This window comes from Candidatus Brocadia sp., assembly GCA_021646415.1.
Classification (GTDB): Bacteria; Planctomycetota; Brocadiia; order Brocadiales; family Brocadiaceae; genus Brocadia.
Genome location: SOEU01000011.1, coordinates 69,798 through 93,352, shown reverse-complemented (window position 1 = coordinate 93,352; position 23,555 = coordinate 69,798). Strand labels below are relative to the sequence as shown.

Sequence of the window (23,555 nt, the reverse complement as noted above, 5' to 3'; positions counted from 1 at the left end):
TTTTTCTCCAAAACAGACACTGTTAAGTTTTATATCAAAATATATTGTAGTTGTCAATTATATTTTTTGCTGAATGTTTTTCTTGCTCTATGAGATTTTCATTGACACGATAACGAATCATTATTAATATTTTGAATCAAACAAAATAGTGTGCTTTATTTGCCGGTTTTTACAAATAATTTTCTCGTGTATCATATGCCACAGGACATTTTAACTGATTTAAACAATTTGGATTTAAATAAACCGACAGTGGGTATCGAGGCTATTCGTGCCGTCATACCGCACCGATATGAGATGGAACAATTGAGCGGCATTATAAAATTTGATCCTGAAAATAAAATTATAATAGGTTATAAAGACATTTCGAATAGTGAATTTTGGGTGCAGGGACACATTCCTGGCCGTCCCCTGATGCCTGGGGTAATTATGCTTGAAGCGGCCGCACAGTTATGTACCTATTATTACAAAAAAACCACACAGGACGACCGCTTCCTTGGCTTTGGTGGTATCGATAAAGTAAAATTCCGTGGAAAAGTTATCCCTGGCGACAAACTTATTCTCATTGCAAAAAACAAGGAATTGCGTTCACGCAGGGCCGTCTTTGATACTCAAGGTGTGGTAAATGGAAAACTCGTATTTGAAGGAGTCATTATTGGGATGGTAGTGTAGTAATAGGTCTCCTTAAAATACGCTAAATAGGTAAACAATTCATGATTTTTAATTCTAAAAGGTCTTTAATATGTTTGATAGAATAATCAGGTTTGATGTATTTAGAAGGCTCTTCTAGATATGCTTCAAAATGTCTTCCGTGTTTCAACATCACTGTAATCATCCCCAAGGACTTGCTAGCGGTTAATTCATCATCTATCTTATCTCCCACGCAGATAATTTCTTCAGGATTCAAATTATGTCGCTGCATGATTTCCCGGAAGCAATCCTTTTTTGCCTGTCCATTATTTCTATCCGTAATCAGAATCTCATCAAAGTAACCGTTATTTAAACCCAGCAGATCGATCTTCGTTCTTTGTATTTGTTTCTCCCCGGAAGTAACGAGAATGAGTTTGTAGCCTTGCACTTTCAGTTGTATCAGGGCGTCTGTTACGCCAGAAAAGAGGGTAATATTGGAGATATCTACATGAATAAATTCTTCTAACAATTCTTTTGCGTATGCATATGGAAGATTGTAATGTGATACAATATTTTCGTAGATGCTATCTTTCTTTCCATACGTTTTCTCCATTTTCAATTGCAGGTTATATGCTTCGTCTTCAGAGCAGTTGATTATCCTGGCAATCGTTTTAGCAACCTGCCTTCGACCCCGTAATACAAGTGTACCGCTGCAGTCATAAAGGGTATCATCCAGATCAAGGATGATTGCTTTAATTTTTCGGGAATTTTTTTGCATACGTTTATCTGCAAACGATCGGGAGTGGTGACGGCAAATTGAATGCTGACTACTGTTAACTGAACACTTCCATCTATCTTATATAGGCTTCAGTCACATACCGGCGCATCATGCGATGGGTATTAAAATAATATGCAATTTTACCAATAGAATTTTTCATAATCTTTATCCACTGATTTTTGTCTTTATAATACATCGGAATAATGATATTTTCCAATTTGTTATACAAATCCTCAGCGTCTGTCATATCGTTAACATTTGTAAGAGACGATTCTAATGGCTTGGGACCAATAGACCACCCGGTAATTCCCTCAATGTGCCCCTCAATCCACCAACCATCCAGGATACTAAAATTGATTACACCATTATGAGCTGCTTTCATGCCGCTAGTACCTGATGCCTCGCGCGGGCGTAAAGGTGTATTAAGCCAGACATCCACTCCGGAGACTAATTTTAGGGCTTTTTCTATATTGTAATCCTTTAAAAATACAATTTTTATTTTATCATCAATTTTTTTTGCAAGTTCAATAATTTTTTTTATGATGTCTTTGCCAGGAATATCTTTTGGGTGAGCCTTTCCTGCATAAATAATTTGAAACTTTTCCTTTTCGCTCACTTTTAAAAGCCGTTCCAGATTTAAAAATAGTAAATCGGCCCTCTTGTATGAAGTAAATCTCCTTGCAAATCCAATGGTTAAAATATCCGGACTTAACTCGATAGCAGTTACCTCCTTTACATAGTTAACTAAGTCCTTTTTAGCGCGAAAATGAGCATCCCACAGTTCATCATCGGGAATATTTTCGGCACGAACAAATAACTCTGGTTCATTGGCCCAGCTGGGGATGTATTTGTCGTACAATTGCTTAAAACTTTCACACGTCCATGTAAATGAATGGACACCATTGGTAATGGCATTGATCTCGTAACCAGGGAATAAGGTTTTAGAAACTTCACCGTGCTTTTTGGCAACGCCATTAACATATTTACTCAGGTTCAATGCAAGGAGCGTCATATTCAGATAGTGTTCACCTCCAAGTCTTTTCAATAGCTCTAATGGGACAATATCGCCCAGAACTTTATTTACGAGGTCATAAGAAAACCGATCATGACCTGCTTCGATGGGGGTATGGGTCGTGAACACACACAAGTCTTTCACGGTATCTGTATCCCAGATCCATCGTTCGTCCCAAACACTTTCAACATCTTTCTTGTGCATCAAAAGCAATTCCAGAACCAATAAGCTGGCGTGCCCTTCGTTCATATGGTATTTTTTGATATGGAATCCAAGGGCATGGAGCATGCGCACCCCTCCAATGCCGAGTACGACCTCCTGTTTAAGCCGGTAGTGCACATCGCCTCCGTATAAAAAGGCGGTAATCTCTCTGTCTTCTTTTACGTTCTCCTCAATATCTGTATCGAGATAGAGGACATCCACTTCTCCGCCAGTAATACTTCGCACACGGTAGCACCAGGCTTGAACAAAAACGTTGCGATCTTCAATTTGAACCTTAACTTTTTTAGGCAGCCGTACCATAAACTTAGATGGATCCCAATCTATAGGAGATTCAATTTGTTTTCCGTCGCTGGCGATGTCTTGACGAAAGTATCCTTTTTTTGAGATCAGCGTGACGGCAACAAGTGGTATCTTGAGATCGGCACTTGATTTTATGGTATCTCCGGCAAGGACACCCAGGCCGCCGCTGTAAGTTGGTATGTCATTGGAGAGGCCGATTTCCATGGAAAAATAGGCAATCTTTGCTTCATTATTCATTGTAATGGTTTCTTATTTATAAATGTATTGGTTTATCAACAACTGCATGGGCAGCTTCTGAAATGGCCTCGGAGAGAGTGGGGTGGGGAAATATAGTATTCCTTAACTCAATGGCCGTCCCTTCCAGAATAGTTGCAAGTGACATACCCCACATCAATTCACCCACGTTTGGTCCTATGGCATGCATTCCTAATATCTCACCGTATTTTTCATCAGAAACGATTTTTACAAATCCATCTTCATATTCACCGTCAATAATGGCTTTACTGTTAGCAATGAGTGGAAATTTTCCTACTCTTATTTTGTATTCTCTTTTTTCTGCCTCTTCTTGTGTGAGTCCTATACTTGCTACCTGTGGAAGGCAGTACGTCACTCTCGGTATATTCTGATAATTTATCGGGGTGGTTTCTTTGCCAGCGATGTGAGAAACAGCCAGTACCCCTTCGTGCGAAGCCTTGTGGGCAAGAAGGGGGGGGCCTTTAATGTCTCCAATAGCAAAGAGTCCGCTTAGATTGGTTTCCATAACCTCATTGGTTTGCAGATATTTTCCTTTAAAATGTAATGACAATTTTTCTATCCCAATATCTGCAAAGGCAGGCATTCTGCCCAATGAGAGGAGTAAACGATCCGCTTTTATAAATTCTTTATTTTCAGTTTTCGCAGGGGGGGGAGATGTATTGTTTTTTCTGCTTATTTTTACACGAACGCCATTATCGATTATGACTGTTTCTAAAGAGGTATTTGTCAGGACATCGATGCCTCTCTTATTGAAAATTTTTCTTAAAGTGGTACTAATTTCCTTATCTTCGGCAGGAAGGATATCATCCAGGAGTTCTATAATGGTTACCTTAGTTCCAAGGCTATTAAAAAGGTGGGCGAATTCCACTCCGACAGCACCGCCACCTGCAATGATAATAGATTTCGGGATTTCTTCCCATAGTAAAACATCATCACTGGTAAGCACGTATTTTCCGTCGCATGGGATATTAACCGGAATGAGCGGAACCGACCCCGTAGCTACGATAACATTTTTTGTAGTTATTTTACCAACGTCCGTTCCATTTTTTTTGATTAAGACGTTGTTTGATGATGTGAGCTGTCCTTCACCAGAAAAAACTTCTACACCATTTTTTTTGAGGAGAAATTGCGTCCCTTGAAATAGTCGTTTAACAACTGCTTCCTTTCGCCGATGAAATTGTGGATAATTAATTCCTATTTTATCAACGACGATCCCGAATTCATTTGCCTTGAGAAATTGCATGTAAAGGTCCGCGGAATGGAGGAGTACCTTTGTTGGAATGCAACCCTTATGTAAACACGTACCACCAACCTTATCCCTTTCGACGAGAGCGGTTTTTATTCCTAGCTGAGCAGCTTTTATAGCCGCTACATAACCACCTGGCCCGCCACCAATGATTGTAAGATCAAAGGTAGAGTTTCCTTCAGGCAATTACCCCTCCTTTTTCCAGGTAAATAGAATAACGAATATAAGTGCGATGGCGATAACCATAATCGCTTTTGGGCTAATATCCGGGATAACTGATTTTTCCATAGACAGAGATAATAATTTACCTATCATGACTTTTACCTCCTTTTTGAGCTAAATTTTGTTATGCAAATTTAATATAGTTCCTTTAATTTTATTGAAACTCCAGCAACCAACTCAAACTCTTCATCAAAGCTATAATATCCAGCTTCCCTTCTGCCATGATGACAGACTGTAACGATTTCTGTAAATGGATCAATAAGTATCACTCTTTTTCAAATTCCTATAAAGATCCATTACTTAAAAGATACTTATCAGAATGTGTTACTCTATGTAGTTCCATAATATTTATTATCTTTATCTTTAGTTGATACTCTTCTTGCGGATATTCTTTTTCAACCATTTCTAACTCAGGTGCGTAACCATTCAAAACAGCAACGACACTCTTTGAAATTGCCTTACCAATAATTTGGTAACCCGTATCAGACTTTGCATCATAAATGGCAATGGATATATTCGGGTTTTTTTGAATATTTTCAATCGTTTTTTTGCAAAACCACGCCTTAAAAGCTATGTGTTCCGTATCAGGTAAAAAAATCAAATCCTTCGCTACAGCAAGATGTACCTCTCCCTTTTGATTAGAAGTTGCCACATAAAAGAGTTCTACTCGTTTGACAAAATTTTTAATTCGGTCCAGAATATCTTTCACTCAATTCCCCACCGAACATAAAATCCATAACACAAAGGCACATCAAATGCATAAAAATTGATGTGCCTTTGTAAACTTCTTATTCAGGAATACATAATTTGTTTGTATTATGTAGTAACTGCTTCCATTATGGGTTTTGAAACAGGTACCGCACTTGATTTGTAATAATCTTTATAATAATCACCTGAGTCATACAACTCTTTTAAATTCTGCAAGACCTGTTCAAAGACCTGTTTCCAGTCAGAACCTACCCTGAATGCAAACATGGAATTTCTCGGATTTTTCGTTGTCTTAATAGAATTTCTGAAACGTGTTCTTAGGTTATCACCTGCGTAAACATGATCATAAACATATTGCATACCTTCGATAAAGCCTTCTAACGTCATGTCTACGAAACGATGAACCACATGAGCAGTATCATAGTATTGCCAATCTTCTGGATAATTTTTCCTGAAGATCCTCTTTTCTGAATCCAGTCTGGCATAAAGTTGAGTCTTGGGGAATGGGCAGTTAATACCAAAGGTAAGAATATCAATATTATTTTCCAATATGAACTCAGTCATTCTTTTAAAGGAGTCTTTATCATCTCCATCGGCTCCAAACACTACTGATCCCCAAACAACCAGGCCGGCATCGTGTATCTTTTGGATACAATCAAAGTAACTATCTGTACCCAGCTTAAGGTTTACCCGCTTATTCATCTTCTGTAAAACGGCCTCATTGGTAGATTCGATACCGATAAGCATACCAAAGCAGCCACTCTTTGCCATATAATTTAATGTCTCAGGATCCTGAGAAATATTTAAAGCAGTAAATCCTAGCCAATCTTTGTGGATGCCGCGCTCCACCATGCCCTTAAAAAGATCCCGTGCCCTCTCGTTTGACTTTTTCCCATGACCGTAAAAATTATCCTCTGCCAGCATCAAACCCTTATAATCTGTTGCGGCCATCTCTGCGAGAACATCTTCATAAGGTCTCTCCCTGAATTTTCTTCCCTGGAATGTGGGGACGCTGCAGAAATCGCAATAGTTCGGGCATCCCTTCGTTGTGACAATGGAAGAAAATTTATAGTCATATTTTTTCTTCATGAGCTCCCGATTAGGATATACCTTTTTCATCAGGCTGAGGGGAGGCAATCCTCCCTGATAAATCTTCTTGAGCTTTCCGTCTTCAAAATCTTTGATTACCTGTGGCCATACTTCCTCTGCCTCACCCACAAAAACAGCATCGACGTACTTTATGGCTTCCTCAGGCATTACAGACGCATGTATTCCACCCATGATTACGGTCATACCCTTTTTCCTACAGGCAGTAGCAATCGTGTAGGCCCTGGGAGATTGATAGGTAACTGCTGTTATACACACAAGATCTACGGGTTTAAAGGTAATTTCACCGTTATCATCTATTGCCAATTCGAGATTTTCGTCAATAACGTCAAATTCCCAATCGCCTGGCGTAAGGGCGGCAACATAAGCAAGATTCAAAGGCATCTGGACGATTACGGTAATACTCTCTTCGCCATGCCTACCCGGCTTGTGTGGGTTAATCAACATCATTTTTCTTTTCATAAATTTACCTCCAATTCTCCTTCTCCATAATTAAATTTGCTACACCCCATCCAGAAGAAACAACAGCACAAATTCCAGGACCAGGCCTTGTCCAATGACCAGTCAAATACAGATTATCAATCGGCGTCTGATGGGGAAGTCTATTATCCCATATTTGATCCACACTGACCTCCCAGCCGTAAGCGGCTCCATTGGTATTTAACGTGTACCGCTCCAGAGTTTTCGGGGTAGCCGCATCTTTTACTTCGATATGTTTTTTTATATCAGGGACGTATTCTTCCAGTCGATTTATTGTACCTGATATCATACTTTCTTTAAAAGATTTCCAATCAGTAATATCATTATATTTTTCTTTCTCCATGTAAACAACCGCAGAGATTATCTGCTTGTTTGGCGGGGCAAGTGCAGGGCTTATCTTCGTTGGAACCGACACATACATCCACTCGTCATTTACATATCTTGCATCTGTGGCAGTATGATAAAATCCTCTTTTTAATTCACTTAAATCTATGCCTTCACCTACTCCCAAGTATAAAAGGCAAAAGGAACAACTTTCCTTCATTTCTCTAATTCTTTGAAGGAATGGTGTATCTGATTTACCTTCTAATAATCCGAAAAAGGTCTGCCGGGCATCAATGTTTGAAACAACAACGTCCGAGGATATCTCTTTCCCTTCCTGCAATTTTACACCAACGGCGGTTTTGCCGGTACATAAAATTTTTTCGGCTTTGGATGATAGCATAATATGCCCACCAAAATCAATAAATTTCTTAAAAATTGCATTAGCAAACTCTTGCGTACCACCCGCAGGAAAAAAGGCGCCGTCTTTGAGATAATTGATCATCATCTGGCACATGCCTATAGCAGAAGCTTGGGTAGGGGGGAGCCCTATATAACCCCATTGACCAGAAAGTATCATCTTGAGCTCGTCATTTTTCAAAAAAGCATTCAACATTTCAATATACGTCTGATTTTTATATTTATCTATAATTTGGCTTTTCTCATTATTGAATGTAGCGCGATAGAGCTTTAAAAAATCCTGAAAGAAATGCTTGACGCTATCCTTTTCCGATGGGTAGCGACCCTGTAAACGTATGATATATTCGTCCAAATCGGCTGGAATTTCTATGGTAAGGTTGGGGAAAATCAAATGGTCCATTGGATCGAGAGGATAAAAATCCAGCTCTATCTCCAGAATTTTAAGGCAACGCCCTACAATACCCCATTTTCCACAACCCCCAATATGGTGAACTGCCGCATCGAAATTGAAACCTTTCCTTTTAAATGAAGTGCAATAACCGCCAGGGATGGAATGCTGCTCCACAATGAGTACCTTTTTCCCGATCCTGGCGAGGAATGCACCGCAAACCAGACCAGCAATACCTGCACCAATCACAATTGCATCATAAGAAGGATAAAGACTATCCTTTTTAGTGGATTGAATGCACCGGTTGGAAGATATCATGAATTACTGCTTGTATTTGGAGATAATTAAGGCCGAATTATTTCCCAATCGTGAAAAGGTGTTGATTAGGACATTTTTGACTGGTAAGACCCTGGCGATATTGGCAACATAATCTAAATCACACTCAGGGTCACGTTCCTTAAGGTTAATTGTCGGTGGAACTGTGTGTGTGTTCATGGACATTGCTGCGGCTATTGTCTGCAATGCTCCCGAGGCATCATAACATTCACCTGTCATAGATTTTATTGCGGTAACAGGAATAAGATTTGCTCTCATGCCGAAGACTTCTTTAATAACTCTGGTTTCCATTGCATCGCCATAAACACCAGAATAAGCATTGGCAGATATGTAAGAAATATCATTCAACGTCAGACTGGCATCATGAATGGCACCCATGATAGCCCTTTTGTTGCCGTCTATCTGATAATCCCTGCTAACAGCCATTTCAGGGTCAAATGCGGTTCCGTAACCCTTGATTTCTGCATAAATATGTGCATTTCTCCGGAGCGCATCTTCTAAGGTTTCGAGGATGACTAATGCCGATGCTTCACCAATGACCATCCCATTGCGTCTTTTGTCAAAGGGTGCACAAATTTCCTGAGTCCCATCCTTACTTCCCGATAATATTTTAGAATTATGTGCTCCCCAAAAGATGTCATGAGTTAATCCATGCACGCCTCCGGCAACTACAGCCTTTACCCGACCCATCCGAAGGAAATCAGAGGCATAAATAATCGCATCGATGCTGCTTGTTACACCATTTGAAATGGTTGTATTCAGCCCTGTTGCCTTACAAAAAATAGAGGCACGGCTTGCTGGTGCATTCAGCACGGTATTAGGAAAATCCATGGGATTCACATAATTAGGACCTTCACGCAAAGACTGGAAATCGAAAGAACTGATACTATCAATACTGCCATACGTAGAACCAACGACAATACCTAATTCATCACCACTGTAGGTATTATTCTCTAAATTGGCATCCTTAATGGCAAGAACCGTCGCAGATGATACAAGAAGGGATGTCCTATCAATATGGCGGATTCCCTTTTGGCCAAGGTAGACCTTTGCGTCAAAATCAGAAATCTCACCGGCTTGTTTACTATGAAATTTACTTACATCAAACAAGGTAATGGGTTTAATGCCTGATACACCATTGGTTAAATTATTCCAAAAAACTTCCTTATTACTTCCAATGGATGAAATAACCGAAACACCGGTAACAACTATCCTCGTTTTTTCCATTACAAACCTCTGTTATAGGCGCCTAATTCAGTTCCGGAGAACTGTTTGTTTTTTCACGTTCTGCCTGTAAATTTTTTAACGACTAAACAGCTATTATTGCCACCAAATGCATGAGCGTTATTCAGTGCGATATTTACCTTTTGTTTTCTTGCTACATTAGGTACATAATCCAGATCACATTCAGGATCCGGTGTTTCATAATTAATCGTCGGGGGAATGATATCGTTTTGGACAACCAATGCACAGGTAATGGCTTCTATTGCACTGGCAGCACCCATGGTATGACCAATCATTGATTTTATTGAACTAATTGCGAGATGCTCAGGTTTATCCCCAAATACCTTTTTAATAGAGATCGTTTCGGCTTTGTCATTAGCAGGAGTTCCTGTTCCATGGGCACTGACATACTGGACGTCTTCTGGTTTTAGATTTGCGCATTTTAAGGCTTTTTTCATAGCGGAGATAACGCCTTCCCCATCGGGATGAGGGATAGTTATATGATAGGCGTCACAGCTAAGGCCGTAACCAATGATTTCGGCATAAATATTTGCATTCCTCTCCATCGCATGATCAAGTGATTCTAAGAGAAGCATGCCTGCGCCTTCACCAACCATCATGCCTTTTCTGTTTTTGTCAAATGGTTGACATATCTCTGGAGCGATGGCGCCCAATCTGGCAAATCCTGTATAGGCAACTTTCGAAAAAGGGTCTGAACCGCCAGCAACCATCATAGCCACCCGTCCGAACTTAATCAAATCATAAGCATACCCAATTGCATAATTACCCGCTGCGCACGCTGTGGGAATAATAGTATTGGGACCTTTGAAACCAAACTCAATGGCAATGTTAGCAGGAATATTATTACATGGATGCATGAGAAACAAATCGGGGTCTACTTTATCTTCTCCCTCTTTGTGTCGTATATAATTGACTTTTTCCAGGATTTGTATTTCTCCCGCAGTAGTTCCAACAGAAACTCCAAGCCTTTCTAAGTCAACGGCACGGATGTTAAGCTTGGCATCATCCAGAGCAAGCTTTGTTGCCGCAATCGCAAATTGCGAACCTTTACCAATTTTTTTAAGGATGCCATTTTTTATATAATCGGAATACTTGAAGTTTTTTACTTCGCATCCTTTATGTACCTTATATCCGGAAGTGTCAATACACGTCACATCATCAACACCAGATACCCCAGTAATTAGGGCACTCCAGAATGTGTCCTTTCCCGATCCGATAGGGGTGATCATACCTACGCCTGTTATAACCACACGTTTATTCATAAATATAATTTTATCAACTCGATATTAATGCGCTTTTATCTGCAATTCCAAAAGTCAGCGTTGCCTTAGCAACCGCTTTTTCATCAGCCGTTACTGCAGCTTGAACAATAGCTCCCTTAGACACAATTTTTTCTACAATGATTTCTATGAAGAGTTGGTCGCCAGGAAAGACGGGTTTTGTAAACCGAGCGTTATTTACTGATGCCAATAAAAAAACCGTATCCCTGTCATTTTTTGGGGGAAGGCTCTTCTTGAACAGGACGATAGAAGCCTGTGCCATTGCCTCGATGATTAAAACCCCGGGCATAATGGCAAAGTCAGGGAAATGTCCGACAAAGACTGGTTCATTACCTGAGACATTTTTTACACAAACAATTCTTTTTCCTTCTTCAAACTCAATAGCTTTATCTATAAATAAAAAAGGATATTTTTGAGGAAGAAGAGATCGGATTTCCTCAAAAAGCATCATTTACTGTAGCCCATCGTCTCGTTAATCAGAATAATATTACCTAACACAATATACAATTCTCACCCTGTTATTTGGAGCTTTAAGATGAAAGTTTTCCGCTTTCTGCCAAAACAGATTTTGTTAAATCAATGGTGGCACTTAGGGATGTAATATCAACAAGCTTTTCTTCGGGGATTTGCACCTTGAATTTCTTCTCAATAAGCGCAAGAATTTCTAAGGCCAAAAGGGAATCAATCTCGAGGTCTTTAAAGAAATTTGCATCTCTTTTATCCCAAATTTCTTTTTCATCTAATTCTGTAACCTCAGCGACTATCGCGGTTACACCTTTTTCAATTTCTTCAGCGTTCAAAATCGTCATCCTCCATAATAAACTGCTCAAAACAATAAAACAACCATCGTTGCTAAAACTCAGGGCAACATAGTAGCAGACGTAATTTCTATTGTCAATAATATTTTGTCAATAAATTTACAACGTCTGATAATGTATATTATGTTACAATATCAAAAATCCTCCCAATATTTTCCCATTCACGATTATTTAGCCCTTCTCAGCGTCCTCTTCTCTTGTCTCGCCTCTCGTCGTCTATATTTAGACAATTCTCTCAATGCCTTATATATTTGCATTTCTAACATTGTTTCATATTTAGATAATTCAGCGATTCTGTTTTTGTTTTCGATAATTTTTAATGCCTTTAATTGTATCAGTTCTTTGCCAGTCCTTTTCCTGGTTCTAAAAAATCCTTGCTCATATTCCTGAATGCATGACGTCTCATACTCCATCATCTGGCTTTCAATTTTCAAGCATCGTTTTAATCGCCAGACACTTGAAACGATACGATCCACAATAATTGATTCTATTTCATCTGAGGGTTTCAATTCTTTTAGAAGCCTGCTCCTAACCTCATCGAGGTCGGACTTGTTTTCGCCTTCTATCAATATTTCACTGCTAAAGAGATATTGTTTTCCAGCACCTTCCATTTCCGTTGGTTTTATTGATTCTGATGCTACCTTACTTTCTACACTCTCCATTTTTGCATGATGTGGTGCCTCTATTGACTCAACTATGGTATCCATTATTTTATCTACTTTTTCTTTACCGGAGGTTTCCTTATTTTTCCCCCGCAAAATATCTTCTTTTAATATTGCAGTCATTGTTCTTCCCTTTCTTCTCTAAAAAATCTTTCCTGTTTCATTATCTAAGAAACAAGATATTCATCCACGTACCTTTCTCTCTTTTTTCTCCGTAAGAAAATGAATCCCTAAAAATTACCACGACGGTGTAACCTGTACTTCCGGCGTTGTTACTTTTCAGGCGTTGCCTCTTCTTTTGGAGTTGCAATTTCTTTTGGTGTCGCCTCTTCTGGTTGTGTTATCTCTGCCGTTACTGGTATAACTTTTACGTTGAGGTATGCTTTAAGGTCTTCAGTCATAAACCTAATAGTAGCTGGCTCTTTTTTGGTTTCCTGAATACCCGCTACGGTAAAGACCGCCTTACCACTTGCGTCGGTTAATTCTGCGGACGGCGAAAGGTCTATCTTACCACTGCCAACCTGGACGATTGCATCCACTTTGGCATCCACAGCAGGGCTACCGTCTTCGCATATCACCTTTACCGTGACCTGCTTACTCTTTCCCTGTTCAAGTACTACCTTCTGATCGGGTTCTATCTTCATTCTTCCTGGCTTACATTCGGTTCTTCTGACCTTTACCGCCAATTTTGCGGCAAGCTTCTCTGCCGTAAATTTAATCTCTGCAAGTTCCTCTTCTGTTTTTCTGTTGCCCGTAATGGTAAAAACTGCTTTGCCATCTTTGTCTGTTACAGCACTTACAGGAGAAAGTTCTATGGCCTTTTTCCCTTTCAGTGTAGCTGCTTCAACGGTAACGCCGGCAGCAGGAATGTTACCTTTGCCCATCACCTTTACAACGACATTGACATCTTTTCCTCTTGCAACCGTCACCTCCTGCCCTGGAATAGTTTGTATTGCCTTTGGCACTAACTGTGTCGTTTCTGTGCCTTCCTCTCCTGCAACTGATTTGACTTTTACATCCACTTCCGCTTTAAGGTCTCCGGTCATAAACCTGATTGAGGCAGACCCTTTTTTGGTCTCCTGAATACCCGTTACGGTAAAGACCGCCTTCCCGCTTGCGTCGGTTAATTCTGCCGATGATGAAATGTCTAACTTATCGCTGCCAACCTGAACAAGTGCATCTACCTTGGCATCCACAGCAGGGCTACCGTTTTCGCATATCACCTTTACCGTGATCTGACTGCTTTTCCCGGGCTCAAGTACCAATTCCTTCGCGGGTTCTATTTTGATATTTCCAGGTTTACATTCGGTTCTTCTGACCTTTACCGCCAATTTTGTGGCAAGCTTCTCTGCCGTAAATTTAATCTCTGCAAGTTCCTCTTCTGTTTTTCTGTTGCCTGTAATGGTGAAAACTGCTTTGCCATCTTTGTCTGTTACAGCACTTATAGGAGAAAGTTCAATGACCTTTTTCCCTTTCAATGTAGCAGCTTCAACCGTAACGCCTGCGGCAGGAATATCACCTTTGCATTTCACCACTACCGTAACATTAACACCCTTCCCCCTTTCGACTACTAACTCCTGCCCAGGAATGGTCGTTATTTTCTTTAACACGCATTCTGCCGTTACAGTGCTTTTTTTATCCTTGTTTTTTTTCTCCTTTGCAATCACACCATGGGGAATAGCTACTATGGTAAAGCCGCATAAAATTAAAGTTGTCAAATAAAACGGATGCTTAAAATTCAACCATTTCATGTATATTTCTCCTTAATTTTCATGAGGGTCTTTTAAAATACAGAGACTCTATCATAATCTTCTGCATTATTAGTCTCACGCGGTATTATAAATTTTATATTTCAAAATACAACTCTAAAGTAATTATTATGACGCAAGGTTGTGCCCTGAAACCAGGAACCTGTCTTAGATCTTTCACCGGTTTTTCAGTAATAGTTTTCCTTGCATTAAATCCCGGAAATTATTTAGAATTATGTATAAATCACAACCAAATAAAATCGGGAAGTATCGATGCGCCATATTTCAGAAAAGTATTTAAAAGAGTTTGTTGCTGCCTGCCATCGGGTGGCGTCCCATGGATTGGCACGTTGTAGCAGCGGGAACTTATCCTGGCGGGTAAATGAAGAATATATGCTTATTACTGCAACCTGCTCATGGATGGCAGAGATGAGCAGAGAGCAGATTGCAATTTGCCGGATTTCAGATGGCACTGTCCTGAACGAAAAGAGACCTTCTGCAGAGAATGATTTCCACTTTGGCATATTCCGTGAACGTTCTGATGTTAATGTGGTTCTGCACTTTCAGTCTCCCTTTGCCACAGCGGTCGCCTGCAATAGCAGGAATCCTGAGAATTTTTTTGTTATTCCAGAAATTCCTTACTATATTGGCTCAATTGCGGTTGTACCTTACCTGAATCCCGGATCAAATGATCTTGCAAAAGAAGTCATTTCTGCCGCGAAGGGACACGATCTAGTGATTTTGAAGAACCACGGTCAGGTCACCGTGGGAAGAAGTTTTGATGACGCAATTCAAAAGGCAAGTTTCTTTGAATTGGCTTGTGAGATTATCCTTTATGCAGGCAACCAAATTCAATTTCTTTCTCCGGATGCTATTGCCTATCTGCGTCCGCAAGAAGGCAAAAAACAGCCTCGTACCGTATAACAAGGGCGTAGTATCTTCCAAAGATAATTTTGACATTTTAGCAAAAACATGAATAAAATTCATAAGGGTAGTTTCAGACATTCACTGGCTCTTTTAGCACTTACGCGGGTTTTTGACTTGTGGAATGGAAGGCCTTAGGAAAATTGCAGGGATATCACGTGAAATGTAGAATAGGATGTGGCGCCTGTTGTGTTGCACTATCAATTTCATCTCCAATTCCCGGTATGCCGAATGGTAAACCGGCCGGTATTCAATGCCAGCAACTCAGTTCGGATAACCGCTGCCTCCTCTTTGGCAAACCGGAAAGGCCGGCAGTTTGTTTGAGCCTTCAACCCTCGGAAGAGATGTGCGGACAAACGGCTGAAGAAGCATACGCATATCTAGAATTTCTCGAACGATGTACTGCCCCTCTGCTCTTCAAATTACAAGCTTCTGAATAAGTTGGTCAATCATAATGGGTTTTCAAATTTCAAACAGATAATTTCCAAATTGACAGGAGGCTCGTTGAAATGCTATAAGAAGTATCATATAAAGAATATTTGGACATTTTTAGCAAAAATATGAATAAAACTAACCCTGTCAGGGTTGACTCACAAATTTCGTGCTTCGGTTTTTGTCTTTTTCCGACTCGTTCGAACCAGGTAAATATGACTAATATTTTTACCTTGTATTATGTATTTTCATAAACTTAATCAATTTTATAAGGAGGCAAGATGAAGACTGTTCAATATATTTTTTTAACGTCTGCTTTTGTGTTCCTTTCCTTTATTGCAGCAACATCTTTGTTCGCTGGCGTTGGTGAGCACATTCCTTCCGACCATTGGGATTACGAAGGTGAACAGGGTCCCGATCATTGGGGTGAACTAAAACGAGAATATTGCAAGTGCAAAACCGGAGACATGCAATCACCGATCGGTATTTCTATAACCGAAAAGGCCAAAATGGAAAACATAATTTTTCATTATTACCCAACTCCGTTAAAAATCATAAATAACGGTCATACTATTCAGGTCAATTATGGGAAAGGAAGCTCAATATCAATAGGCCATAAAAGGTTCGAACTTATACAGTTTCACTTTCATACGCCGAGTGAACATATAATACATGGAAAACATTACGATATGGAAGCGCATCTCGTGCATAAAGGGGAGCATGGAGAAATAGCAGTTGTTGCTGTACTCATTGAGGCAGGTAAAGAAAACGCATTCATAAAAACCCTGTGGAGTAACTTCCCAAAAGATGTGGGTAAAGAGCATATAGTCTCTGATATAAGGATATGTGCAAGCCAACTCCTTCCAAAGAATGCCACAGGATATTATAACTACACTGGTTCACTTACCACCCCCCCTTGCAATGAAATTGTGAATTGGTTTATTTTAAAGACGCCGATTGAGGTATCAAAAGCAGGGGTGGGTAAATTTAGTTCAATATTCAAGTATGATGCAAGGCCGATTCAACCAGTCCATGGTCGGGTTGTCAAGGAAAGTTACTAAGCCGGTTGCCTTCTGTAGTTTTTTGTTATAAACCAGACGCTGAGCCACAAAGAAAAAATTAGTGCCCGGTAAGAAATAATTGCATGGCCAAACTAAAACTCGATCTACACGACATCTGTAAAAAAGGGGATTTAATCGAAAAAGAACTCAATCGTGTTATCTTTGAAGCCGTCGAGAAAAGGATTGCGATGGTGGAAATCATTCCCGGAAAAGGAAGTGGGCAGTTAAAGAAGACCGTCTTGCGTTTTCTCAACCGTCCTGACATCAAAAAGTTATATCATCGTATAGATAAAGACAGTGAAAATTTTGGAAGACTCTTTGTACGTTTCCGGCACTAGCAATGATTGTAGAGTATTGACACGAAAATACCCCTCACCCAGACTCTGCCCGAAAGGAGCATGGGAACACTCCTCCACTTGAAGACGGGTTTGGGTTTAACATAGCAACAATGTAGTTGTTAAGAAAAGAAAGGCATAGAGAATGATTAATATATTCCGAAAAGGTACGGTATCAGATGAGACCAGAGATAAAACTGAAGAAATGATCGAACCAGGAAAGGAGACTGAAATGAGTGGAGAAAATATAACGAATTTAACATCGGATGTTGAAATCAAAGGTACAATCAAGTTTAGCAGTATCATGAAAATTGACGGAAAGTTTGAAGGGGAAATGATAACAGATGACGGAGAGCTCGTTGTTGGCAAAACGGGTAGTATTAAAGCAAATGTTAAGGTGAAAAATGCCATTATTGAAGGTCATGTGGATGGAAACGTTATTGCAACCGAAAAAGTTGAACTCAGAAAACTGGCACAACTCATCGGTGATCTCAAAGCACGAACCCTGGTTATCGAAGAAGGGGTTGTTTTTGTCGGAAATTGCAATGTGAATCCGGATGGATTCAAAACAGAAACCACAAATTCAAAGGAATGGAAAAAGGAACCAAAAAAGAATCTGGAATAATTTTTCATCGAGGTCACGTTATAATAGAATTGATTTATGAATTCGAAAGCAAACGAACTGCATGGAACCAGAGATATTGTATGTCCTTATTGCCAGCATAATCTCACCGTATCGGTCCATTGTATTTCGATACCATGCCGTCATTGTAATCGGTATATCGATGTTAAAGCGATTCTCTCACCACCCGAAGAAAAGAAAAAACCTTCGAGGGGAGACCGGCGGATTCTTTGTTACAAGTGTGGAAAAGAAATTTTTACAAATGCGAAGGCTCAGGCGGTAACATGTTGTTATTGCTATCACCACAATGACCTGAGTGATTATAAGATAAAAGCCGTTTTGGGGAAAAATATTGAGACACACGGCACATTGTATTTAAAAAGAAAAGGTGTCATAGAAATCTCAAGTATTCGGGTTGGGAATGCTATTATAAAAGGCAAAATTCATGGTGACCTTTATGCAATGGGGACTGTTGAGATTTTAAAGCCGGGTGAAATCTGCGGTAAAATTACGTGCCGTAAACTAATCGTAAAAAAGGGTGGGATATTTAACGGGAGTGTACAGATGCTAAAATCAAACCCACATTTTTCATAAACCGCACGATACTGTCTGGCACATCTTTGAAAGATGGGGTAATTGAAAAATTCAATCTTTTTTTAATTTTCGTTTATATTTTCCAACGGTAGAATGAAAGTGAATTGTTCTCTATCGCCCATTTCTTCAGCACGATGGTCTGGACATAGATGTCTTCCTTCATCGACAATGTGCCCTGAGCGCCCTTTTTCTCCATCTCCGACTCAAACAGGTCGATGAATTTTCTGACGACATCCTTTTTCAGATGGAGACCCCTTTCCGTCTCAACAAAATCGTCCCGACCAACAACCTTCAGATTGATCAGACGTATGATAAACCGGTCAATCCTCGCCCTGAACAGCTCTTCAATATCGCACACAAGGGATTCATAATTATCCTGCGGATTGTGCAAAAAGCCCAGGTAGGGATTCAGGCCAACCGCCCTCACCGTGGCATTGATGCGGGAGAAGAGGAGGTAATATCCAAAATTTAACAGGGCGTTCATGCGGTCTGGGCTCCGCCTGTCCCGCTTCAGAATACGAAAGGCATCGTCATCGATAAAGTTATTCAGCCTCTGATAAATCTTCTTTGCCGCCGCACCTTCCAGGCCGCGCACCTGCGCAACGTCACCTGCCTGATGCATCTGGCAGATCACCCCCTCCAGTTCATCGATAAACCGGTACTGCTCCTTAAGAAATCTCTGCTGAAAAAGAGCAATGTAATTTTGTATCTTGCCTGCAGCAAATTCCTTTGCAATACAGAGCACTTCGGTCTCAGAGAGTGAATAATACTTCTTCCCGTGTTCGTAAGAGACATCATAGTATTTTTTTGAATCCGGCTTCACCGTTGTGATGTAATACCCGGAGCCCAGAGCAATGGTGAGCGGGATATTGTCCTCCGTGCATTTCCTCAGAAGGGCGGTGGAAAAAACGGACTCCATTTTTGTTTGGATAATCATCATGATTCCACTCTTTATCATCTTTTAAAGAGCCATCTTTTAATCTCATGGAAAAACATCCCTGCCCAGTTCCTGCACTTCCAAAAATCTTATCCTCCTATGTTGGAGAATCAGGCTTTCCCGACTCAACTGCTTTCAATGGTTTTTGGGCCTGCCAAGTGGAATCTTTAGGGGAATGGGGACAGCGCTATTTCCCATCCCTGCAACTACGTAATTCGGTAATGGGTTTGTGCCGATGAGAAGAACCAGGTTTGTGAAGGTATTCATTGATGATTCCTTTGCGTTAGGTGGTATGCAGTAATGAACGCATACATCAATTCCCCGAATCTATTGTCGAATTCTATATCTATTGTGACAAAAAAACAAAACAAAAATCGATAAATACCTTTTCTTCATTAAAAAGACCTCATTTTCATTATCCCGGAAATCCCTTCCACAGATTACGTTTGACATCTTATTCAAACATGTGATACCTTAAGACTTACTATTTTCTAAAGAAAGATAGCCGGGTATTTGTTTTGACAGAGCGGATCGTGTATGTTCGCAAAAAGACATCTGTTGATAATGGGCACTTTAAGTGCTATTTTCATGTCTTGTTCCTGTGGGTCATGGGCATCCACCCCGGTTAATCAAAATCCCCTGCCTTCATACTCTGCAGGTGAATTAACAAGAATTTTAGGGCAACAGAACACTTCTGGTGATACAGCGAAAATAAATTGTCAGGGCTTCCCCTCCATCCGATGAGTTTTATCTGCCTAACAACAAATTTAATGGAAAATCACTTGGAAAGTTTTGAAAAGGAGTAGAGAAATGAAGTACAAGAATATATTCATCACCGCCGTTCTGTTTCTTTTCTGTTTTATTATGCCAGTTGGATTGAATTACACGAATATTTATGGAGATTATAGTCGGGACAATCATGGTGATCATGATGACCATGGCAATACGCATGGCAGGGGTAAAACCGGAATACGAGGTGTGGTAAGCTCGGTTTCCGGGTCAACAATCTCAGTCCTCGGCATGGATATAGATGCAAGTGCCGCAGAAATAGTATTAAGGGATTGCGATTCCTCACTGAGCGTTGACGACATTATAGAAGGCGATATGATTGAGGGAAAAGGGAATATAAAGGATGGATCGTTTGTTGCCAGTATAATTAAAATAGAGGGAGCCGGGAAGCTGGAGGGAATTGTGGAGGCAGTGGACAACGATTCTATCACACTCCTGGGCAAAGAGATTGATATTACTTCTGCCAGATGCATCAAAGGAAAACCCACGGTAGGGAAAAAGGCCAGGGTTTACGTGAGAAATTCGGATTCTGGTTTAACAGCCCTTGTCGTCAAAGCTACTGGGATGATGGGACGCTAATAATGGATTATATGTTTTTCGCTAAGAAATTCCCTGGTTTTATTGTTGTAACACAGTAAGTAAAGGGTTAGAGGCATTGTTACCTGGAAACAGAAAGGAAGAATACAAAGGGAAAGGTTACTACTTCTGCGCGGAACATTGTAAAAAGATCTTCAAAAAAGCCCCCCTGCATCTTATAGAAAAGAAAAACAATAATCTGGTGAAAATTCAGATAGAGTAAATAAGCCTGGCAAAACGAGTATAGTGTAAGGGTTAAAATTTTTTTCTAAGGACAACGTATAATGGTTGATATATCATGGCATACGATGCGGGCTGAAGAGATCATAGAGAATCTCGGTACCAATACCGACAGCGGACTCAGTCATGTTGAGGCAGAAAACAGGCTTATAAAATACGGATACAACCAGCTGGAGGAAAAGGAAGGTGTCTCCCCCCTCATACTCTTTTTGGGGCAGTTTAATGACTTTATCGTCTGGATACTGATTGTTGCGGCTATAGTCTCCGGATTTTTGGGAGAATGGATCGATGCATTGGCCATTGTTGCCATCGTTATCATCAATGCCATTATTGGATTCATTCAGGAATACCGTGCCGAGAAATCCCTTGATGCCTTACAAAAAATGACAACACCTTTTTCAAGGGTGTTGCGTAACAGTGAGGTCCATTCCATTCCATCCCGAAATATTGTGCCGGGTGATATTGTGCTGCTTGAGGCTGGAGATTGTGTCCCTGCGGATGGCAGATTATACTCTTCTTTTGGTCTGAAAACCCAGGAGGCCTCTCTTACGGGAGAATCAACACCGGTCAGCAAATCCACAGAACCACTCCAAAATCCCTTATTACCAATAGGCGACAGGGAAAATATGGTATTTATGGGCACCTCAGTAACAAGTGGCAAAGGGATATGTGTTGTTATATCAACCGGAATGCACACTGAGTTGGGAAAGATTGCAGGTCTCATTCAGGAATCGGGAAAAGAAGAGACCCCCCTGCAGCGTAAGCTCGAGGTGTTTGGAAAAAAATTGGTCTATCTGTGCTTAGGAATCGTGGCAATCGTATTTCTTTTAGAGTTATGGCGGAAAGACCCGTTATTGGAAGCATTCCTTATGTCGGTGAGCCTTGCCGTTGCCGCTATCCCGGAAGGTTTGCCTGCGATAGTAACTATTGCCCTGGCTTTGGGGGTGCAACGCATGGTGAAACGCCATGTATTGATTCGAAAACTGCCGGCGGTAGAGACACTTGGATGTACAACGGTCATTTGCTCAGACAAGACAGGTACTCTAACCCAGAACGAGATGACTGTGAGAAAGATATTTGTCAACGGAAAAACTATTGACATCTCAGGAACAGGTTATGCCCCGGAGGGAAATTTCACTTTCAATAACACGCCTCTTTCAGAAATTGATAAGCGGATGGTGACGTTTGTTCTGGGTATAGGTGTATTATGTAACAATGCCCATTTGAAAAGAGATAATACTACGTGGAAGATTCTTGGCGATCCTACCGAGGGTGCCATTTTGAGCGCTGCTGCCAAAGCAGGTATCTGGAAAGAAGGTTTACAGAAAAAATTTCCCCTTGCTTCTGAGATCCCCTTTGATTCTGACCGGAAGAAGATGTCCACTATCAGGAAAACACCGTATTCAGTTCAGCTTGTTTGTGAAAAAGGAGCAGCGGATGTTATCGTAAAGGATTGTACGAGGATCTCTATTGGCGGAGAACTGCGGGACCTGACAGAGGATGATATTCGCGTTATAGTAAACGAAAACAACAAGATGGCTGATGCTGCCCTGCGTGTGATCGGTATAGCATTCAAACCCGTTGACATTGAAACTATCAACCCTGATCCCGATAGTCTAGAAAGAGATTTAATTTTTGCGGGTTTATTGGCCATGATTGATCCACCCAGACCCGAAGTCAAAGATGCCGTTGCGACCTGTCACAAAGCAGGGATAAAGACCGTTATGATTACCGGGGACCATAAGAATACGGCCAGGGCTATTGGGGAAGAATTGGGATTTCTTCGTAACGATAGAAAGGCTATCGATGGGATGGAACTGGATACACTCCCTGATGAAATTTTAGAAAAGGAGGTATCAAAGATAGCCGTATATGCACGCGTTTCAGCTGAACACAAGCTCAGGATAGTGAAGGCATGGAAGAAACAGGGCGAGGTTGTAGCCATGACCGGAGACGGTGTAAACGATGCACCCGCCGTAAAGGAAGCAAGTATCGGCGTATCAATGGGTATAACGGGTACGGATGTTACAAAAGAGGCCTCCGATATGATCATAACGGATGACAATTTCGCCTCCATAGAAGCGGCTGTCGAAGAAGGAAGGGGAATTTATGATAATATAAAAAAATCAATTCACTACCTTCTTTCGTGTAATGCCGGTGAGATTTTTACGATGCTCTTTGCCTCAATATTCAACCTCCCATTGCCATTATTCCCTATACAGATATTATGGATTAATATCGCAACGGACGGATTGCCGGCGCTGGCGCTGGGTGTTGATGCTGTAGATCCGGATATCATGAAAAGGCCAGCCCGAAGGTCAACTGAACAGATTATAGACAGAAATCTTGGCTCACTGATCGTTTTTCAGGGTTTCCTCATAGCCTTGAGCACGTTGCTGGCTTATTTGTATGTTTTATACTATACAAGCAGCGTGAAACCCGGTTATTTACATTATTGGTTTCTGAATAAATTGATACCCTGCTGCTTCGGTGGCCCTCTCAGTGGCGATCTTGAGAGGGCAAGGACGGTTGCCTTTAGTGTAATGGTTATTTCCCAATTGTTTCACTCTTTTAACTGCCGAAATGCTCATCGTTCATTATTCATGATCGGTGTTTTCACTAATAAAAAACTCCTGCTGGCAACTGGATTTTCTTTAGCCATGCAAGTAGCCATAGTCTATATCCCTTACTCTGAAAATATCTTTAAGGTGATACCTTTAGAATTAAAGGACTGGATTGCTATCTTTGGATTTTCCACTCTCGTTTTTATTATTATGGAAATAATCAAGTGTTTTAAGAAATCTTAGAGGAATATAAAAAAGGATGTTAGTCTCGGTGACCGTGACGGTAATTGAGATACTAATTGGTTA

23 protein-coding genes are annotated in these 23,555 nt (G+C 40.6%); 10 read left to right on the top strand and 13 right to left on the bottom strand.

Going from position 1 to position 23,555, the window contains the following annotated elements:
• Nucleotides 1–195: 195 nt before the first annotated feature.
• Nucleotides 196–669, top strand: a complete 474-nt coding sequence (locus E3K36_10495; GenBank protein MCF6155662.1) for a beta-hydroxyacyl-ACP dehydratase — start codon at nucleotides 196–198, stop codon at nucleotides 667–669.
• A 22-nt stretch (nucleotides 670–691) separates the two neighbouring features.
• On the opposite strand, the gene E3K36_10490 is transcribed toward E3K36_10495, so the two are convergent.
• The 12 genes from E3K36_10490 to E3K36_10435 form a co-directional block, all read right to left on the bottom strand.
• Nucleotides 692–1,405: an HAD family hydrolase gene (locus E3K36_10490; GenBank protein MCF6155661.1), complete on the bottom strand. Its 714-nt coding sequence runs from the start codon at nucleotides 1,403–1,405 to the stop codon at nucleotides 692–694.
• A 73-nt stretch (nucleotides 1,406–1,478) separates the two neighbouring features.
• On the bottom strand, nucleotides 1,479–3,176 hold the full coding sequence (gene glgP, locus E3K36_10485; GenBank protein MCF6155660.1) for an alpha-glucan family phosphorylase: 1,698 nt from the start codon (nucleotides 3,174–3,176) through the stop codon (nucleotides 1,479–1,481).
• Between the two features lie 16 nt (nucleotides 3,177–3,192).
• On the bottom strand, nucleotides 3,193–4,626 hold the full coding sequence (gene lpdA, locus E3K36_10480; GenBank protein ID MCF6155659.1) for a dihydrolipoyl dehydrogenase: 1,434 nt from the start codon (nucleotides 4,624–4,626) through the stop codon (nucleotides 3,193–3,195).
• Nucleotides 4,627–4,945: 319 nt separating this feature from the next.
• Nucleotides 4,946–5,371, bottom strand: a complete 426-nt coding sequence (locus tag E3K36_10475) for a pyridoxamine 5'-phosphate oxidase family protein (GenBank protein MCF6155658.1) — start codon at nucleotides 5,369–5,371, stop codon at nucleotides 4,946–4,948.
• Between the two features lie 107 nt (nucleotides 5,372–5,478).
• A complete protein-coding gene (locus E3K36_10470) occupies nucleotides 5,479–6,939 on the bottom strand; it encodes a radical SAM protein (protein MCF6155657.1) in 1,461 nt (486 codons plus the stop codon).
• A gap of 4 nt (nucleotides 6,940–6,943) precedes the next feature.
• Nucleotides 6,944–8,404 carry an NAD(P)/FAD-dependent oxidoreductase gene (locus E3K36_10465; protein ID MCF6155656.1) on the bottom strand — a complete coding sequence of 487 codons (1,461 nt, stop codon included), beginning with the start codon at nucleotides 8,402–8,404 and terminating at the stop codon, nucleotides 6,944–6,946.
• A 3-nt stretch (nucleotides 8,405–8,407) separates the two neighbouring features.
• The gene (locus E3K36_10460) at nucleotides 8,408–9,649 is read right to left on the bottom strand and encodes a beta-ketoacyl-[acyl-carrier-protein] synthase family protein (GenBank protein ID MCF6155655.1); all 1,242 of its coding nucleotides are present in this window, start codon (nucleotides 9,647–9,649) and stop codon (nucleotides 8,408–8,410) included.
• A gap of 53 nt (nucleotides 9,650–9,702) precedes the next feature.
• Complete coding sequence (locus E3K36_10455; protein MCF6155654.1) at nucleotides 9,703–10,929, bottom strand: beta-ketoacyl-[acyl-carrier-protein] synthase family protein; 1,227 nt, start codon at nucleotides 10,927–10,929, stop codon at nucleotides 9,703–9,705.
• Nucleotides 10,930–10,942: 13 nt separating this feature from the next.
• Complete coding sequence (fabZ, locus tag E3K36_10450; GenBank protein ID MCF6155653.1) at nucleotides 10,943–11,398, bottom strand: 3-hydroxyacyl-ACP dehydratase FabZ; 456 nt, start codon at nucleotides 11,396–11,398, stop codon at nucleotides 10,943–10,945.
• A 79-nt stretch (nucleotides 11,399–11,477) separates the two neighbouring features.
• The gene (locus E3K36_10445) at nucleotides 11,478–11,756 is read right to left on the bottom strand and encodes an acyl carrier protein (GenBank protein MCF6155652.1); all 279 of its coding nucleotides are present in this window, start codon (nucleotides 11,754–11,756) and stop codon (nucleotides 11,478–11,480) included.
• Nucleotides 11,757–11,932: 176 nt separating this feature from the next.
• Nucleotides 11,933–12,550 (bottom strand): hypothetical protein, encoded by a 618-nt coding sequence (locus tag E3K36_10440; protein ID MCF6155651.1) that lies wholly within the window; start codon nucleotides 12,548–12,550, stop codon nucleotides 11,933–11,935.
• 149 nt (nucleotides 12,551–12,699) lie between these two features.
• Nucleotides 12,700–14,178, bottom strand: a complete 1,479-nt coding sequence (locus E3K36_10435; GenBank protein ID MCF6155650.1) for a hypothetical protein — start codon at nucleotides 14,176–14,178, stop codon at nucleotides 12,700–12,702.
• A gap of 270 nt (nucleotides 14,179–14,448) precedes the next feature.
• On the opposite strand from E3K36_10435, the gene E3K36_10430 reads away from it, so the two are divergent.
• The 6 genes from E3K36_10430 (at nucleotide 14,449) to E3K36_10405 (ending at nucleotide 18,143) form a co-directional block, all read left to right on the top strand.
• A complete protein-coding gene (locus E3K36_10430) occupies nucleotides 14,449–15,099 on the top strand; it encodes a class II aldolase/adducin family protein (protein MCF6155649.1) in 651 nt (216 codons plus the stop codon).
• Between the two features lie 158 nt (nucleotides 15,100–15,257).
• Nucleotides 15,258–15,539, top strand: a complete 282-nt coding sequence (locus E3K36_10425) for a YkgJ family cysteine cluster protein (GenBank protein MCF6155648.1) — start codon at nucleotides 15,258–15,260, stop codon at nucleotides 15,537–15,539.
• Between the two features lie 273 nt (nucleotides 15,540–15,812).
• On the top strand, nucleotides 15,813–16,592 hold the full coding sequence (locus tag E3K36_10420) for a carbonic anhydrase family protein (GenBank protein ID MCF6155647.1): 780 nt from the start codon (nucleotides 15,813–15,815) through the stop codon (nucleotides 16,590–16,592).
• 83 nt (nucleotides 16,593–16,675) lie between these two features.
• On the top strand, nucleotides 16,676–16,930 hold the full coding sequence (locus tag E3K36_10415) for a DNA mismatch repair protein MutS (protein MCF6155646.1): 255 nt from the start codon (nucleotides 16,676–16,678) through the stop codon (nucleotides 16,928–16,930).
• 142 nt (nucleotides 16,931–17,072) lie between these two features.
• Nucleotides 17,073–17,552: a polymer-forming cytoskeletal protein gene (locus E3K36_10410; GenBank protein MCF6155645.1), complete on the top strand. Its 480-nt coding sequence runs from the start codon at nucleotides 17,073–17,075 to the stop codon at nucleotides 17,550–17,552.
• A gap of 36 nt (nucleotides 17,553–17,588) precedes the next feature.
• Nucleotides 17,589–18,143, top strand: a complete 555-nt coding sequence (locus tag E3K36_10405; GenBank protein ID MCF6155644.1) for a hypothetical protein — start codon at nucleotides 17,589–17,591, stop codon at nucleotides 18,141–18,143.
• Nucleotides 18,144–18,216: 73 nt separating this feature from the next.
• Here E3K36_10405 and cas1 read toward each other — a convergent pair whose 3' ends face one another.
• Nucleotides 18,217–19,101: a CRISPR-associated endonuclease Cas1 gene (cas1, locus tag E3K36_10400; protein ID MCF6155643.1), complete on the bottom strand. Its 885-nt coding sequence runs from the start codon at nucleotides 19,099–19,101 to the stop codon at nucleotides 18,217–18,219.
• 789 nt (nucleotides 19,102–19,890) lie between these two features.
• Here cas1 and E3K36_10395 point away from each other — a divergent pair.
• The 3 genes from E3K36_10395 (at nucleotide 19,891) to E3K36_10385 (ending at nucleotide 23,492) form a co-directional block, all read left to right on the top strand.
• Nucleotides 19,891–20,448 (top strand): hypothetical protein, encoded by a 558-nt coding sequence (locus tag E3K36_10395; GenBank protein MCF6155642.1) that lies wholly within the window; start codon nucleotides 19,891–19,893, stop codon nucleotides 20,446–20,448.
• Nucleotides 20,449–20,476: 28 nt separating this feature from the next.
• On the top strand, nucleotides 20,477–20,668 hold the full coding sequence (locus E3K36_10390; GenBank protein MCF6155641.1) for a YHS domain-containing protein: 192 nt from the start codon (nucleotides 20,477–20,479) through the stop codon (nucleotides 20,666–20,668).
• 61 nt (nucleotides 20,669–20,729) lie between these two features.
• A complete protein-coding gene (locus tag E3K36_10385) occupies nucleotides 20,730–23,492 on the top strand; it encodes a cation-translocating P-type ATPase (protein MCF6155640.1) in 2,763 nt (920 codons plus the stop codon).
• The last annotated feature ends 63 nt before the right edge of the window (nucleotides 23,493–23,555 follow it).

Coding starts and splice junctions, on each gene's coding strand:
- E3K36_10495 (MCF6155662.1), top strand. CDS start 196: ATGCCACAGGACATTTTAACTGATTTAAACAATTTGGATTTAAATAAA.
- E3K36_10490 (MCF6155661.1), bottom strand. CDS start 1,405: ATGCAAAAAAATTCCCGAAAAATTAAAGCAATCATCCTTGATCTGGAT.
- glgP (MCF6155660.1), bottom strand. CDS start 3,176: ATGAATAATGAAGCAAAGATTGCCTATTTTTCCATGGAAATCGGCCTC.
- E3K36_10470 (MCF6155657.1), bottom strand. CDS start 6,939: ATGAAAAGAAAAATGATGTTGATTAACCCACACAAGCCGGGTAGGCAT.
- E3K36_10465 (MCF6155656.1), bottom strand. CDS start 8,404: ATGATATCTTCCAACCGGTGCATTCAATCCACTAAAAAGGATAGTCTT.
- E3K36_10460 (MCF6155655.1), bottom strand. CDS start 9,649: ATGGAAAAAACGAGGATAGTTGTTACCGGTGTTTCGGTTATTTCATCC.
- E3K36_10455 (MCF6155654.1), bottom strand. CDS start 10,929: ATGAATAAACGTGTGGTTATAACAGGCGTAGGTATGATCACCCCTATC.
- fabZ (MCF6155653.1), bottom strand. CDS start 11,398: ATGATGCTTTTTGAGGAAATCCGATCTCTTCTTCCTCAAAAATATCCT.
- E3K36_10445 (MCF6155652.1), bottom strand. CDS start 11,756: ATGACGATTTTGAACGCTGAAGAAATTGAAAAAGGTGTAACCGCGATA.
- E3K36_10440 (MCF6155651.1), bottom strand. CDS start 12,550: ATGACTGCAATATTAAAAGAAGATATTTTGCGGGGGAAAAATAAGGAA.
- E3K36_10435 (MCF6155650.1), bottom strand. CDS start 14,178: ATGAAATGGTTGAATTTTAAGCATCCGTTTTATTTGACAACTTTAATT.
- E3K36_10430 (MCF6155649.1), top strand. CDS start 14,449: ATGCGCCATATTTCAGAAAAGTATTTAAAAGAGTTTGTTGCTGCCTGC.
- E3K36_10420 (MCF6155647.1), top strand. CDS start 15,813: ATGAAGACTGTTCAATATATTTTTTTAACGTCTGCTTTTGTGTTCCTT.
- E3K36_10415 (MCF6155646.1), top strand. CDS start 16,676: ATGGCCAAACTAAAACTCGATCTACACGACATCTGTAAAAAAGGGGAT.
- E3K36_10410 (MCF6155645.1), top strand. CDS start 17,073: ATGATTAATATATTCCGAAAAGGTACGGTATCAGATGAGACCAGAGAT.
- E3K36_10405 (MCF6155644.1), top strand. CDS start 17,589: ATGAATTCGAAAGCAAACGAACTGCATGGAACCAGAGATATTGTATGT.
- cas1 (MCF6155643.1), bottom strand. CDS start 19,101: ATGATAAAGAGTGGAATCATGATGATTATCCAAACAAAAATGGAGTCC.
- E3K36_10395 (MCF6155642.1), top strand. CDS start 19,891: ATGAAGTACAAGAATATATTCATCACCGCCGTTCTGTTTCTTTTCTGT.
- E3K36_10385 (MCF6155640.1), top strand. CDS start 20,730: ATGGTTGATATATCATGGCATACGATGCGGGCTGAAGAGATCATAGAG.